At 68.4% G+C, this 14,039-nt stretch carries 9 protein-coding genes; 1 reads left to right on the plus strand and 8 read right to left on the minus strand.

All coding sequences use genetic code 11. From position 1 onward, the window contains the following. Window positions 1–116: 116 nt before the first annotated feature. The 7 genes from sucD to ASD38_RS11895 form a co-directional block, all read right to left on the minus strand. On the minus strand, window positions 117–1,001 hold the full coding sequence (sucD, locus tag ASD38_RS11865; protein ID WP_056460284.1) for a succinate--CoA ligase subunit alpha: 885 nt from the start codon (window positions 999–1,001) through the stop codon (window positions 117–119). Window positions 1,002–1,006: 5 nt separating this feature from the next. Then, window positions 1,007–2,206, minus strand: a complete 1,200-nt coding sequence (gene sucC, locus ASD38_RS11870) for an ADP-forming succinate--CoA ligase subunit beta (protein ID WP_056440270.1) — start codon at window positions 2,204–2,206, stop codon at window positions 1,007–1,009. Window positions 2,207–2,446: 240 nt separating this feature from the next. Further along, window positions 2,447–5,758 (minus strand): glycosyltransferase, encoded by a 3,312-nt coding sequence (locus tag ASD38_RS11875; protein ID WP_235523824.1) that lies wholly within the window; start codon window positions 5,756–5,758, stop codon window positions 2,447–2,449. A gap of 148 nt (window positions 5,759–5,906) precedes the next feature. Further along, on the minus strand, window positions 5,907–7,238 hold the full coding sequence (locus ASD38_RS11880; RefSeq protein ID WP_056440266.1) for a spinster family MFS transporter: 1,332 nt from the start codon (window positions 7,236–7,238) through the stop codon (window positions 5,907–5,909). Between the two features lie 92 nt (window positions 7,239–7,330). Continuing rightward, the gene (locus ASD38_RS11885) at window positions 7,331–9,586 is read right to left on the minus strand and encodes a TonB-dependent receptor (protein WP_056440264.1); all 2,256 of its coding nucleotides are present in this window, start codon (window positions 9,584–9,586) and stop codon (window positions 7,331–7,333) included. A gap of 198 nt (window positions 9,587–9,784) precedes the next feature. Further along, window positions 9,785–10,507: a TetR/AcrR family transcriptional regulator gene (locus tag ASD38_RS11890; protein WP_056440262.1), complete on the minus strand. Its 723-nt coding sequence runs from the start codon at window positions 10,505–10,507 to the stop codon at window positions 9,785–9,787. A gap of 89 nt (window positions 10,508–10,596) precedes the next feature. Then, window positions 10,597–11,154 (minus strand): DUF2306 domain-containing protein, encoded by a 558-nt coding sequence (locus tag ASD38_RS11895; RefSeq protein WP_056440260.1) that lies wholly within the window; start codon window positions 11,152–11,154, stop codon window positions 10,597–10,599. 87 nt (window positions 11,155–11,241) lie between these two features. Between ASD38_RS11895 and ASD38_RS11900 the strand changes: the two genes are divergently transcribed. Then, window positions 11,242–12,045 (plus strand): LytTR family DNA-binding domain-containing protein, encoded by an 804-nt coding sequence (locus ASD38_RS11900; protein ID WP_082554711.1) that lies wholly within the window; start codon window positions 11,242–11,244, stop codon window positions 12,043–12,045. Between the two features lie 68 nt (window positions 12,046–12,113). On the opposite strand, the gene ASD38_RS11905 is transcribed toward ASD38_RS11900, so the two are convergent. Continuing rightward, complete coding sequence (locus ASD38_RS11905; RefSeq protein ID WP_056460288.1) at window positions 12,114–14,039, minus strand: methyl-accepting chemotaxis protein; 1,926 nt, start codon at window positions 14,037–14,039, stop codon at window positions 12,114–12,116.

The raw sequence follows: 14,039 nt of genomic DNA on the forward strand, positions 1-14,039 counted from the left end.
TCTCTCAATCACCGGACGCCCGTATAACGAACGGGGCCCAGGTGATTTTTTCGGATCGTCGACTGGCGGTCGCAAAAAACCTGGGCCCCGCGCGGGGCGGGGTTTCGGTGTCGTGATTAGCCCTTGAGCACCTCGAGCAGGGTTTCGCCCAGCTTGGCCGGAGACGGCGAGACGCGGATGCCCGCGGCTTCCATCGCCGCGATCTTGTCTTCCGCGCCGCCCTTGCCGCCCGAAATGATCGCGCCAGCGTGACCCATGTGACGGCCCGGAGGGGCCGTGCGGCCGGCGATGAAGCCGACCATGGGCTTCTTGCGGCCGCGCTTGGCTTCGTCGGCGATGAACTGGGCGGCTTCCTCTTCGGCCGAGCCGCCGATCTCGCCGATCATGACGATCGACTTGGTGGCTTCGTCGGCCAGGAACAGCTCGAGGATGTCGATGAACTCGGTGCCCTTGACCGGGTCGCCGCCGATGCCGACGGCGGTCGTCTGGCCCAGGCCCGCATTGGTGGTCTGGAACACGGCTTCGTAGGTCAGGGTGCCCGAGCGCGAGACGACGCCGACCGAGCCGGCCGAGAAGATCGAGCCCGGCATGATGCCGATCTTGCACTGGTTCGGGGTCAGGACGCCGGGGCAGTTCGGGCCGATCAGGCGCGACTTGCTGCCTTGCAGGGCCTTCTTGACCTTGACCATGTCCAGCACCGGGATGCCCTCGGTGATGCAGACGATCAGCGGGATTTCCGCGTCGATGGCTTCCAGAATCGAGTCGGCCGCGAAGGGCGGCGGGACGTAGATCACCGAGGCGTCGGCGCCGGTGGCTTCCTTGGCTTCGCCGACCGTGTCGAACACCGGCAGGCCGATGTGGGTCTGGCCGCCTTTGCCCGGGGTGACGCCGCCGACCATCTTGGTGCCGTAGGCGATCGCCTGTTCGGAGTGGAACGTGCCCTGGGCGCCGGTGATGCCCTGGCAGATGACCTTGGTTTCAGAACCGATGAGGATGGACATGAGAGTTACGCAGCCCCTTTGACAGCGGCGACGATCTTCTCGGCCCCGTCCGACAGGTCGTTGGCGGCGATGACGTTCAGGCCGCTTTCCGAAATGATTTTCTTGCCGAGCTCGACGTTGGTGCCTTCCAGGCGCACGACGAGCGGCACCTTCAGGCCCACCTCCTTCACCGCGGCGATGACGCCCTCGGCGATGATGTCGCAGCGCATGATGCCGCCGAAGATGTTGACCAGGATGCCTTTGACGGCCGGGTCGGCGGTGATGATCTTGAAGGCCGCGGTGACCTTCTCGGTGGTGGCGCCGCCGCCGACATCTAGGAAGTTGGCCGGCTCGGCGCCGTACAGCTTGATGATGTCCATGGTCGCCATGGCCAGGCCCGCGCCGTTGACCATGCAGCCGATCTCGCCGTCCAGGGCGATATAGGCCAGGTCATACTTCGAGGCTTCGATTTCCTTGGGGTCTTCTTCGCTCTCGTCGCGCAGGGCGCGGATGTCCGGGTGGCGGAACAGCGAGTTGCCGTCGAACGACAGCTTGGCGTCCAGGACCCGCAGGTGATCGTCGGCGGTGACGATCAGCGGGTTGATCTCCAGCATGGCCATGTCCTTGGCCAGGAACGCCGTGTAGAGCTGACCCAGCAGGGTCGCGGCTTCCTTGGCCAGGGCGCCGGTCAGGCCCAGGGCCTTGGCCAGGGCGCGGGCGTGGGTCGGCCACACGCCGGTCGCCGGGTCGATCGAGAAGCTATGGATCTTTTCCGGGGTGGCGTGGGCCACGTCCTCGATGTCCATGCCGCCTTCGGTCGAGGCGACCACCGAAACCATCGAGGTCTCGCGGTCGACCAGCAGCGACAGGTAGAATTCCTTGGCGATCGCCGCGCCTTCCTCGATGTAGAGGCGGTTGACCTGCTTGCCCTTGGGGCCGGTCTGGTGGGTCACCAGCACGCGGCCGAGCATCTCGGCGGCGTTGGTCTTGACCTCTTCCACCGACTTGACGACGCGGACGCCGCCCTTGGCGTCGGGGCCCAGGCCCTCGAACTTGCCCTTGCCGCGCCCGCCGGCGTGGATCTGGGATTTCACGACGAACACCGGACCGCCCAGCTTTTCGGCGGCGGCGACGGCCTCCTCGACGGTGAAGGCGGGATAGCCGCGCGGAACTGGAGCGCCGAACTCAGCGAGGACGGCTTTGGCTTGGTGTTCGTGGATGTTCATGAGGGACCGGTCTCAACGACGGCTTCTGAAATTGTGGCCGGGTTATAGGAGCGTGATTTCGCAGGCGCAACCGCGCTTGGACCGATTGTTCGGCCTATCTGAAAAAGTGGGCCCAACTGGCGCAAGCCCGGAACTCCTTGGGCTTTTTCACCGAACAAGGAGTTCCCAAGGGTCAAGCTGACCCTTGGTCATGACGAAAGAAGGTACCGCTACCACTCGCAATCGCGAATGACAGCCTTGTCATACCCCGGGCCTGACCGTCGCGGTCGCCCGGCGCTCGAGTTTTCCCCACCCCACGCGCCCGCCGCGCGCGGCGGTCAGCACCGATTTGACCACCACGTAGTACATCAGCTGGCGGTAGCCGAAACGCTGGACGGGCAGGTACGGCAGGTCGGCCCAGGGCGCGCGCTTCTCCAGGGCCATGCCCAGGGCGCCGGCCGACAGGTCGACCAGGATGAACACCGCCCAGTAGAGCAGGCCGCGGATCGTGTCGTCGGGCGACCACTCCATCGGATGGGCGATCGCGCCGTAGAGGCCCGAGATCAGGCTCCAGACCACCGCCAGGTCGACCAGGGGCGCGGCGACCGCCAGCAGGATTTGGAACAGCCAGATCTGCGGCAGGGCCACGAAGCCGAGCGCGGGCGTTTTGGGGTTGAACAGGGCCGCGCGGTGCTTCCAGACGCATTGCAGGGTGCCGAACGACCAGCGGAAACGCTGCTTGAGCAGGCCGTTCACGGTGTCGGGAGCCTCGGTGAAGGCCTGGGCCGAGGGGTCGAAGGCCACCTTCCAACCCGCCCGCTGACAGGCGATGGTCAGGTCTTGATCCTCGGCCAGGGTGTCGGCCGGATAACCGCCCAGCTCGTCCAGCACGCTCTTGCGCCAAGCGCCGACCGCGCCGGGCACCACGGTCACCGCGCCGAGGGCCGCTAGGGCCCGACGCTCCAGGTTCTGAGCGGTGACATATTCCAGGGCCTGCCAGCGGGTGACCATGTTGATCCGGTTGCCGACGATGGCGTTGCCGGCCACCGCCCCGATCCGGGGGTCCTGGAACCAGCGTACGAGGCGCCCAATGGTCTTCGGCGGAAAAAGCGTGTCGGCGTCCAGGGCCACGACATAATCGCCCTTGGCCACGGCCAGGCCGCGATTGACCGCCCGCGCCTTGCCGCCGTTCTCGAAGCTGAGCAGGGTCACGCGCGGATTGTCGCCGTGGGTCCGGCGGACCTCGTCGGCGGTGGCGTCCGTGGACCCGTCATCGAGGACCAGGACCTCGATGTTCCTCCACTCCGACTCCAGGATCCGCGCCACCGAGGCGGCGATCACCTTCTCCTCGTTGAAGCAGGGGATCAGCACGCTGACCAGCGGTCCGGTCTCGGAATCCAGGTTCTCGGGGCTCTCGTGCGTCCAGCGATGGACCAGGGCCAGCCCCGCCAGGAACACCAGCCGCGCCAGGCCCAGGGCGATGGCGGTCAGGAACAGGGTGGTCAGCAGAACCTTCACGCCGCGGAACAGGCCAAAACCCACCCGGTCCAGACCCAGGGCCACCGGATCGCGGCCGCTGACCGGCATCGCCTGGGCCGGACTCATGCCGGCCAGCTCGCCGACGGTGACCAGCCGGTAGCCCCGCGCCCGGATGGCGTCGATCAGGCCCGGCAGGGCCGCGACCGTGCGCGAGCGGTCGCCGCCCGCGTCGTGCAGCAGCACCACCTGCCCCGGCCGGTCGCCCGGATGGTCCAGGCGCTGGAGGGTGCGGTCGATGATCGTCTGGGGCGTGGGCTTCTGCCAGTCGTCGGGGTCGATCCGCAGGCCGACGACCATGTAACCAAGGGTCTGGGCGATCACCAGCGGGGCCACCTCGTGCGGGGTCGACGGCTCGGCGTCGCCGAAGAAGGGGGGGCGGAACAGCCGCATCGAGCGGCCGGTGATCACCTCGAACAGCCGCTGGGTGGCGTTCAGCTCGACGTCGGTCTGGGCGATCGGCGTCTCGCCGATATTGGGATGGGTCCAGGTGTGGCTGCCGACGTCATGGCCCTCGGCGACCTCGCGCTTCACCAGGTCGGGCCGGGCCTGCATGTTCTCGCCGACCACGAAGAAGGTGGCCGGAGCGTTCTTCTTCTTGAGGATGTCGAGGATCTTCGGCGTCCAGCGCGCGTCGGGGCCGTCGTCGAAGGTCAGGGCCACCAGGCCCGGCTTCTGGCCATAGCGCTCGATCACGTAGGAGCTGGGCAGGACGTCGTAGGTCTGGTCGGCGATCAGGCCGGTGTCGGGGTCGAACGCCAGGGTCCGCTTGCCGGGCGTGGGCAGGGCCGAGACGCGCAGCACTTCGCCGCCGCCGTCGAAGTCGACGCTCGCACCGCTCGGGATGCGGGCCAAGCCGGCCGCCGAGGCCCGGCCGTAGGGCTTGCCCAGCACGCTCCAGACGCCCGGATCCTCCATGCCCATCCGCCACAGGCCATAGCCGCGCGGCTTCCAGGCGTCGGTGACCTTGACCTGGTTGAACAAGGTGGCGGCGTCCAGGAACCAGACCTCGTGGCTGTCGCCGCTGTCGTCGACATAGTCGTAGGTCGGGTTCAGCGCGTCGTCGTCCATGTCGATGGTCGCGCCGGCGTCCTGGGCGTTGCGGATCGCCTCGTGGAAGGTCGCCGGCGAGCCGGCGACGGCCTTGCCGGCCTTGTTCAGCGTCCAGTCGTAGCCGTAAGCGCCCAGGGCCAGGATCGTGCGGCCCGGATCCAGGTTGGCGAAGCGCTTGGCCAGTTCGCTCTCGTACCAGTCCTGGCCGGCGTTGGGCCCAGGATCGCCGCCGGCGTAGTGCTGGTCGTAGGCCATCAGGACCAGGGTGTCGGAGGCGGCCTGCAAGGCCTTCAGCGGCCAGCCCTGCGCGTCGAACGGCGCGGTGACCCAGACCTCGCGGCCCTGCGCCTTGAGGACCGCCCGGGCCTCGTTCAGCAGCTTGGAATAGTTCGCCAGGCCCTTCGGCGACAGGTTCTCCAGGTCGAAGACATAGCCGCCGTAGCCGCGCTTGACCGCCAGGTCGGCCAGACCGGCGATCAACTTGGCCCGGGCCTTCGGATTGGCCAGCAGGGCGTCGGCCAGCGGTCCGTTGAAGGCGGCGTTGGCCGAGTTGTGGACCAGGGGCAGCACGGCCGGATGGTTGGGGGCGGCGGCGATCCGGGCCACGCCTTGGGGATCGTCGTCGAGGGCGACGTCGCCGTCGGAACCCCTCAGCGCCACCCATTGCGGCGAGACCACGTCCAGCTTGTCGATGTTGCGGCGCAGGGACTCGCGGGAGTCCTCGTCCCAGCTGACATAGAAGCCGACGCTGATCGGCCGCACCTGGGCCGCGCCCTCGCCTTGGGCGGCGGCGGTCGGCCGCGGAACCTTGCGCCAGGCCAGCTCGGGCTTCAGCCTGTGGGCCGACTCCTTGTGCAGCGAGGACAGGACATGCGGGTCCCGCAAGGTCACCGACGGCAGGCGCGGCGCGAAGGCCAGGGTGGCCAGGAAGGCCGCGACGATGGCGGCCAGGGCCGACAGGATGATCCCCAGGATCAACCGCATCCTCCGGTCGCGCCGTCCGGTGGGGTCGTGGAAGATATGCCGCTCGTCACTGCCCATGGTCGCGGTCCCGCGTTCGTCAGCGGGCTCTTGAAACCTGAACGTGTCGGAACGGTGGCGTTTTCGGCGGCGGGTCTATTCGAACCCCGGCTCACTCCACCCAGTCGCGCGCCAGGCGGCGCGAGGCCAGGAAGAACAGCAGGGCCGCGACCAGGTAGAAGCCCATGCCGGTATAGATCGACCACCGCAGGGATTCCTGGCCGAACGCCGGCTTCAGCAGGTCCGAGACCAGGCCGAAATAATAGGTGCCGACCGCGATTCCCAAGAGGTTGTTGATCAGCAGGAACAGGGCCGAGGCCGTGGTGCGCATCGGCGCGGGGGCCAGATGCTGCACGGCCGCCGTGATCGGTCCCAGCCACGCCAGGTTCAGCCCCGTGGGGATCAGGAAGATCGCGAAGGCCAGGGCCAGGGCCGCGACGCCGCCCCCCTGGCCACCCAAGCCGCCGACCAGCGACCCGCTGTTCATCGCCAGCAGGAAGCAGGGCACCGAGATCAGGAAGGCGACGGCCGGGGTCAGCGGATAGCCGGCCTTGGACTTGGCCCCCAGCCGGTCGGCCACAGCTCCGCCCAGCCAGATGCCCATCAGCCCGCCGAAGAAGGCGATGCCGGAATAGTACCAGGCCGTCTCGCGCAGGGTCAGGCCCAGGCTGCGCATGAAGAACGAGGGCAGCCACAGGGCCACCCCGTAGCCGCAGACCGAGGATGAGGCCGCCCCGAACGCCAGCAGCCAGAAGCTGGGCTTGGCGGCCAGCACGCGAACCACCTCGCCCAGCGGCGCGGCTGGGGCCTGGACGGTGGTGGTGTCGCCGGCGGCCATGTCGGCCCCGCCGCGGCGCGGGTCGCGCACGACCAGGCGGAAGATCGGGGCCAGGGCCACGCCCAGCAGGCCCACCACGATGAAGGCCGTGCGCCAACCGAAATGCACGGCCAGCAGGCCGCCCACCAAGGTCCCGGCCGCCGTGCCCAGGGGGATGCCGAAGGCGTAGGCCGCCAGGGCCCGGGCCCGCTGAGACTTGGGGAAATAGTCCGACAGCATCGAATAGGCCGGGGCCACCCCGCCCGCCTCGCCAATGCCCACGCCCATCCGGGCCAGGAACAGCTGCGGGAACCCGCCGGCGAAGCCGCACAGGGCGGTGAAGCCGCTCCACAGGGTCAGGGCCGTGGTCATGATCCACACCCGGCTGAAGCGGTCGGCCAGCCAGGCGATCGGTATGGCCAGGGTGGTGTAGAGCAGGGCGAAGGCCAGGCCGCTCATCAGGCCGAACTGACCGTCGGTCAGGCCGAACTCCTCCTTGATGGGCTTGGCCAGGATGCCGAGGATCTGCCGGTCCAGAAAGTTGAGCGTGTAGACCAGGATCAGCATGGCCAGCACGACGTAGCGGTAGCGCGAGCCGCCGGCGGCTTGGATCTTGGTGTCGCTCATCGGGGTCCCGCCGAGATTCGTAAGGTGGACAAAGAAACGGCGGCGGCTCGTTTCAGCAAGCCGCCGCCGGTCAGTCGAGGGGTGGAAAGGATCTAGAACTTGACCTCGAGCGAGGCCGAGTAGGTGCGCGGCGGGCCGTAGAAGCCGATCACCGAGTTGTTGTAGGTCGCGCCGGCGAAGTTGTAGCCGCCGATCCGATAGCGCTCGTCGGTCAGGTTCTTGCCGGCCACCGAGATGCGGTAGCGACCGCTCTCGGGCGCCCAGCTGGCGGTCAGGTCGATCAGGGTGAAGGCCTTCTGGTCGAGCAGCGGCAGGGGCAGTTCGAACTGCTGGTAGCTGTCGCGATAGCTGACCATCGGCGTGACCGTCAGCTCGCCGCCGGCGAGGGCCCCGCGCCAGCTCAAGCTGACATTGCCCGTCCATTCCGGGGTGTTCTGGAAGCCGTAGAGATCGGCCACGTTCACGACCTGCCCGCCGGCCGGGATCGTCTGCGACGGGTCGATGGGATTGGGCGCGCCGGCCGGAACGAAGCGGTTGAAGGTGTCGTACTTGGCGTGGATGTAGCCCAGGGCCACCGTGCCCGAGAAGTGCTGGTCGAACACCGCCTTGGCTTCGAACTCGGCGCCGTAGAGCGTCGAGGCGCCGGCGTTGTCGACCGAGCTGGCGATGCCCGAGGGCACGACCACCTGGGTGGTGACCTGCTGGTCCTTGTACTTCGACAGGAAGATGGCCGAGGCGAACGACACCCGGCGGTCGAACAGGTTGCCCTTCAGGCCCGCCTCGTAGGCGTCGACCGTTTCGGGATTGTAGCCGTTGACGGTCTGGGGGGTCAGGAAGGCGTCGCCGCGCATGTCCCAGCCGCCGGACTTGTAGCCCTTCGAATAGGAGACATAGCTGTTCAGCTCGTCGGTCAGCTCGTACGAGGCCGACAGGCGCGGGGTGAATTCCGAAAAGGTCTTCTCGGCGCTGTAGTTGGTGCGCACCTGCAGGATCGGCCGCGGCGTGCCGCCCTGGAAAGGCGTGCGCGTGGCGCCCAGGTAGTAGTAGCGGAAGGTGTTGCTGCGCTTGTGGTCGCGCGTGCCGCGGGCGCCTAGCGAGATCTTGAAGCGCTCGGTGAAGTTGGCGCTGACGTCGAAGAAGGCCGCGAAGCTCTGGGTGCTGACCTTGCCGCCGTCGGCGATCGCCACGCCCAGATTGCCGGCGATGGTGTCGAACTCGCCCGAGGCCTGGCTGTTCATGTAGTAGAGGCCAAACACCCCCTGGACGGTCTCGTCCGAATAGACCGCCTGCAGTTCCTGCGAGAACGAGCGGTCGTCATAGGTGCCCGGAACGTCGAGGGTGTTCACCGGCGTGCCGTCGAAGTCGATGACGGTGTCGGTGTGGCCCTTGCGGCTGGCGGTGATCGACTTGAAGGTCAGGCTCTCGCTGGCGTGATATTCGCCGGTCAGCGCCACGCCCTCGGTCTCGACCGAGTTGTCGTCGCCAAAGCCGGCCTGGGTGTCGTAGACGTCCAGCACCTTGTATCCGCCGACCAGGGCCGGCACTTCGCGGTGGCCGTGGCGGGGATTGGAGTCGTCCTCCACCTTGTCATAGGCCAGGCGGAAGAACAGGTCCTCGGTGGGCTTGTATTCGGCGCTCAGACGGATGGCCTGGACGTCCTTGTTGTAGTGCTCGGCGCCGGTGGTCAGGTTCTTGCCGTAGCCGTCGCGCTTGTAGAGGGCGTAGGCGCCGCCCACCGACAGACCGCCGGCGACCGGGGTGTGGCCCTCGACCAGCAGGTCGGTCTGATTGTAGCTGCCGTAGGTGGCGCGAACCTTGCCGCCGGCCTCGTCGCCCAGGCGATTGGTCACGTATTTGATCGCGCCGCCGATGGTGTTGCGGCCGTACAGCGTGCCCTGCGGGCCGCGCAGCACCTCGATCCGCGAGACGTCGAACACGTCCAGCACCGCGCCCTGCGGACGATAGATGTAGACGTCGTCGACATAGAGGCCGACGCCGGGCTCGTAGCCCCACAGCGGATCCTGCTGGCCGATGCCGCGGATGTAGGAGATCAGGGTCGAGTTCGAGCCGCGCGCGGTCTGCACGGTGATGTTCGGCGTCGTCTGCGACAGGGTGGTGATGTCGTTGGCGGCCTGGCGCTCCAGGGTCTCGGCGCTGAAGGCCGAAACGGCGACCGGCACGTCCTTGAGGGTTTCCTCGCGGCGACGGGCGGTGACGATCAGTTCCTCGACCTGCGCGGCCCCAGCGCTGGTTGGGGCGCCGGCGGGCGCTTCTTGAGCGACCACGGTGGTCGCGGCGGCCGACCAGGCCGCGCCAGCCAGCAACGCCAGCTTGAGCATCGTTTTCATTGGGTTTCCCCTCCCCTATGCGTTCCGTCCCGTGCCGGATCGGCCCGTTGAACGGACGCATTTCCCGGCCTCCGCGAATTCATTTGTCCGCGAATTGGATAACACTGTCACCCAGACCGGAGCTTTGCGCCAGCTTTTTTTCATCATCTGATGAAATCAAGACGCAAGGCTGTTCAAGCTTTTGGAAAGGTTGAGAAATCAGCCCTGCGGCGCGCGGGCGATCACCGCCTCGAAGCCGGCGGCGCAGTAGGCGAACAGCCGGGCCCGCACCGCGGGGAGGTCGCTGGAATGGCACAACCCCTCCGACAGGGAGTCGATGCGGCCGGTCTCCGACAGGGCCAGCATCATCGAGCCGGTCAGGAACTGGTAGCTCCAGTAGAGGTCGCGATATTCCGCGTCCGGACGCACCACCTTCAGGGTCTCGACCAGGCGGTGGACGACGGGGTCGAAGAACCGCGCCATGGTCTCGCCGCCCCAGGCCGGGGTGTTGTTCACCTGGGCCACCAGGGCGAAATAGCTCTTCCACCCTTGGCCGCCGTCCTGGGAGATGCGCAGCAGCGGCTCGATGAAGGCTTCGATCACCCCCTCGACGGTCATCGTCCCGGCGTGGCTCTTCTCGTAGGCGTCCATCGACAGGCCGCGGGCGGTGTTGAGGATCTCGGCCCGACGCAGGAACACCGAGTCGAACAGCTCGCGCTTGGCGCCGAAATAGTAGTGGATCAGGGCGGTGTCGACGCCGGCCTCGGCGGCGACCTGGCGGATGGTGACGCCGTGGAAGCCGTGGCGCGCGAACAGCCCCTCGGCGGCGTCGAGGATGGTCTCCTTCAGGTCCCGCCCGGTGGCCTTGGAGGGTCGGCCGCGTCCGGCCGGCTTGGCGGTAAGGGCCGCTTGGGCGCGAGGGGCTCGAACTTGCGACGTCATGCTCTGTGGTCCGCGCATTGCTTGACCGTTCGTAGGCCTCCTATCGCGGACCTGGCAAGCGCGGCGCGTCCCGGCCGCCCATTGGACCTCTAGCCGAACACGACCTGCCACATCAGCCGGCCCGGCAGGAAGGCGAAGGCGCCGGCGATCAGCAGGCCGCCGACGAACAGCCCGGTCATCGTCCGACCGTGCAGGCGGACCTTGTGCTTGCGGGCGGCGAACACGCCCATGGGCAGGGCGATCAGGGTCCAGCCCGCGAACAGGTGCAGGAAGCTGAAGCTTCCGGCGTTGGCGCGATGGATGAACAGCGACGAGATCGCCGCCGTCGCCATCGCCGTCACCCAGATCCAGCCGAGCGTGCGGTGAACCGTATTGCCCTTCAGGCCCAGCATCAGGACGATCCCGATGGCCAGGGCCGTGGATACCGCCGCGACGTGAATCTTGATCTGGATCGGCGCGACCGCCAGCAGCCCGAAGTTTGGGGTGTGAAGTTGTCCCTTGAGATGCAGGAAGCCGGCCAGCATCGCGGCCGGCCCGTGACCTCGGGCCGCTCCCGCCGCCAGGATCAGGCCCACGGTGACGGCCAGGCCGACGACCACCATGCGCAGAAAGCGGGCCGGACCGATTGACAGGCTGGTGTCGGACATCTTGTTTCTCCCGAAGCGATCGCGCCGTGGTAGGGCGATCAAGGTCGGATCCGGCTTAGGATCGACGGCGGCAGGGGTCATCCGAAGGTGCGTGAGAAAGCGTCGGCAGTTCGTGAACGGCGGGCCGCCGCCAGTGGCGAAGCGCCAACGAACACGTCGGTCCCGGCCTTTCTGCAGATCTATGTCCGCCCGCTGGCCGTCGCCGTGGTCGCCGGCGCCTTCCTGGCGCTGATCGGCGCGCTGGGCACCCTCGACATGCCGCTGGGTCCGCGGCTGGCCTACTGGATCGGCCTGTCGGTCCTGGGCGCGGTGCTGGGCGCGACGACGGCCCAGATCGTCGGCCGCGTCTGGCCCGGCCTGGGCTCGACCTGGTGGCGGGCCCTGGTCATCGTGGCGGTGCTGACGCCGCTGTTCACGGCGCTGGTCTGGTTCGCCGGCGGCCACGCGCGCCTGACGCCGCGCGTGCTGGCGACCTATTTCGGCGTCACCCTGGTGATGACCAGCGGCATGACGGCCCTGATGACCCTGGCCACCCGTCGCCCGATCGAAACCCACGCCGCGCCGCCGGAGGCCCCGCCGCCGCGCTTCCTGGAGCGCCTGCCCCCGCGCCTGCGCGGCGGCGAGATCTACGCGGTCGAGGCCGAGGACCACTATCTGCGCCTGCACACCTCCAAGGGCCAGGACCTGATCCTGCTGCGGCTGTCGGACGCCGTGGCCGAGCTGGAGGGCATCGAGGGCGCCCAGACCCACCGCTCGTGGTGGGTGGCCAAGGCCGCGGTCCGCGACGCCAAACGCGGCGACGGCCGCGCCACCCTGACCCTGGCCAACGGCGTCGAGGCGCCGGTCAGCCGGGCCTATGCCCGGACGCTGCGCGAAGCGGGCTGGTACTGAGATAGGAAAAAGGCCCCCCGAGGGACATCGGGGAGCCTTCCGTCATCCGATCGTCGAGGGGACGCCGATCAGAATTCTTGCCACTCGTTGGCCTTGACCGCGGTCGCGGCGCCGCCCGACCTGCCGGGGCGTACGAAGGTCGCGGGCCGGGCGTGGGCCGAACGAGCGGCGGGCGGGCGCTTGGCCGGGGCCGCGGCGGACGCCTCGCCGACCTGGAAGCGGTCGACCAGGGCCGCCAGTTGGCTGGCCTCGTTCTTCAGCGAGTGGCTGGCGGCCGTCGCCTCCTCGACCATGGCGGCGTTCTGCTGCACCACCTGGTCCATCTGGTTGACGGCGTTGTTGACCTCCTGCAGGCCCGTCGACTGCTCGACGGCCGAGGCGGCGATCTCGGTGACCAGCTCGTCGATCGAGGCCACCTGGATGACGATGCGCTGCAGGGCGTCGCCAGTCTGGCCGACCAGGTCGACCCCGGCCCCGACCTGCTGGGTGGAGGTCGAGATCAGGGTCTTGATCTCCCGGGCCGCCTCGGCCGAGCGCTGGGCCAGGGCCCGGACCTCCTGGGCGACGACCGCGAAGCCGCGGCCGGCGTCACCGGCCCGGGCTGCCTCGACCCCGGCGTTCAGGGCCAGGAGGTTGGTCTGGAAGGCGATCTCGTCGATCACCCCGATGATCTGGCTGACCTGAGCCGACGAGGTTTCGATCTCGGTCATGGCCTGAACGGCCTGGGCGACGATCCGTCCCGACTTCTCCGCGTCGGTGCGGGCGGTGGCGACCACGGTGGAGGCTTCCTTGGCGCCCGATGCGGTCTTGCGCACCGTGGCGGTGATCTCGTCCAGCGCCGCGGCGGTCTCCTCCAGGCTGGCCGCCTGCTGTTCGGTGCGGCGCGCCAGGCTGTCGGAGGCGTCGGCGATTTCGTCGGAACCGCTGCGGACCCCGTTGGTGGAGACGATGATCGCCTCCATGGCTTCGCGCAGCTTGACGACCGCCAGGTTGAAGTCCTCGCGCAACTGGCGGTAGCGGCCGGTGAATTCGGCGTCGATGCTGCAGGTCAGGTCGCCCTGGGCCAGCCGCGCCAGGTTCGAGGCCAGCACGTCGACCACGGCGGTCTGCTCGGCGGCGACCACGCGTCGCTCGTCGTCATTGGCCGCGCGCTCGCCTTCGGCCGCCAGGCGGGTCTCCTCGGCGGCGGCTTCCAGGCGGATCTTGGCCAGGGCGGCTTCCTTGAAGGTGACCACCGCGGCGGCCATCTGGCCGATCTCGTCCTTGCGGCCGGTGGCCGGAATGTCGATCCCGTTGTCGCCCGAGGCCAGACGGCGCATGGCGGCCGTCATGGCCGACACAGGCGCGGCGATGGCGCCCGACAGCAGCAATCCGCCGCCAAAGGCGATGGCGATGGCGATGGCCGTGCCGATCAGCAGGGTCAGGCGCGCTTCCAGCGACGACTTCTTCTGGGCGGCGGCTTCGGCGGCGACGACGGCTTCCGAGGTGTTGACGATCGCCTCGATGGCGTCCTCGACCACCGAGACCGCCTGGTCGGCGACGCCGTCATGCTTGACCAGGTCGACGGCCTGCTGATGGGTGGCCGGATCGCGGGCCAGGGTCTCGCCCGGCTCGATGGCCAGCTTGCGGTAGTTGGCGTAGCCGTCCTCGACGGCGGCGATCCGGGCCAGCTGAGCCTCGTCGCCGGCGGCCAGGGTCCGCAGTTGGTCGACGGCGGCCAGGAACTTGGGCTTGTGAGCCTCTTCCAGCCGCTTGACGTAGTACTCGTCGCCCGAGAGCAGGAAGCCTCGCAGCGAGTTTTCCTGGCGGGTCAGGCGGAAGGCGGCGGTGTCGGCGGCGCGCAGCGCCTGGTGCGCGCGCTCCGTGCGCTGGACCGAGCCTTCGTATTCCATCTGGTTGACGAAGAGCACCACGCCCATCACCGCGATGGTCGCAAGCATCACGGCGAAAACCGCCAGCAGCTTATGCGGAATTTTCAGGTCGCCGAACTTCAT

Origin of the sequence: Caulobacter sp. Root487D2Y (genome assembly GCF_001427165.1) — a bacterium.
Lineage (GTDB): Bacteria > Pseudomonadota > Alphaproteobacteria > Caulobacterales > Caulobacteraceae > Caulobacter.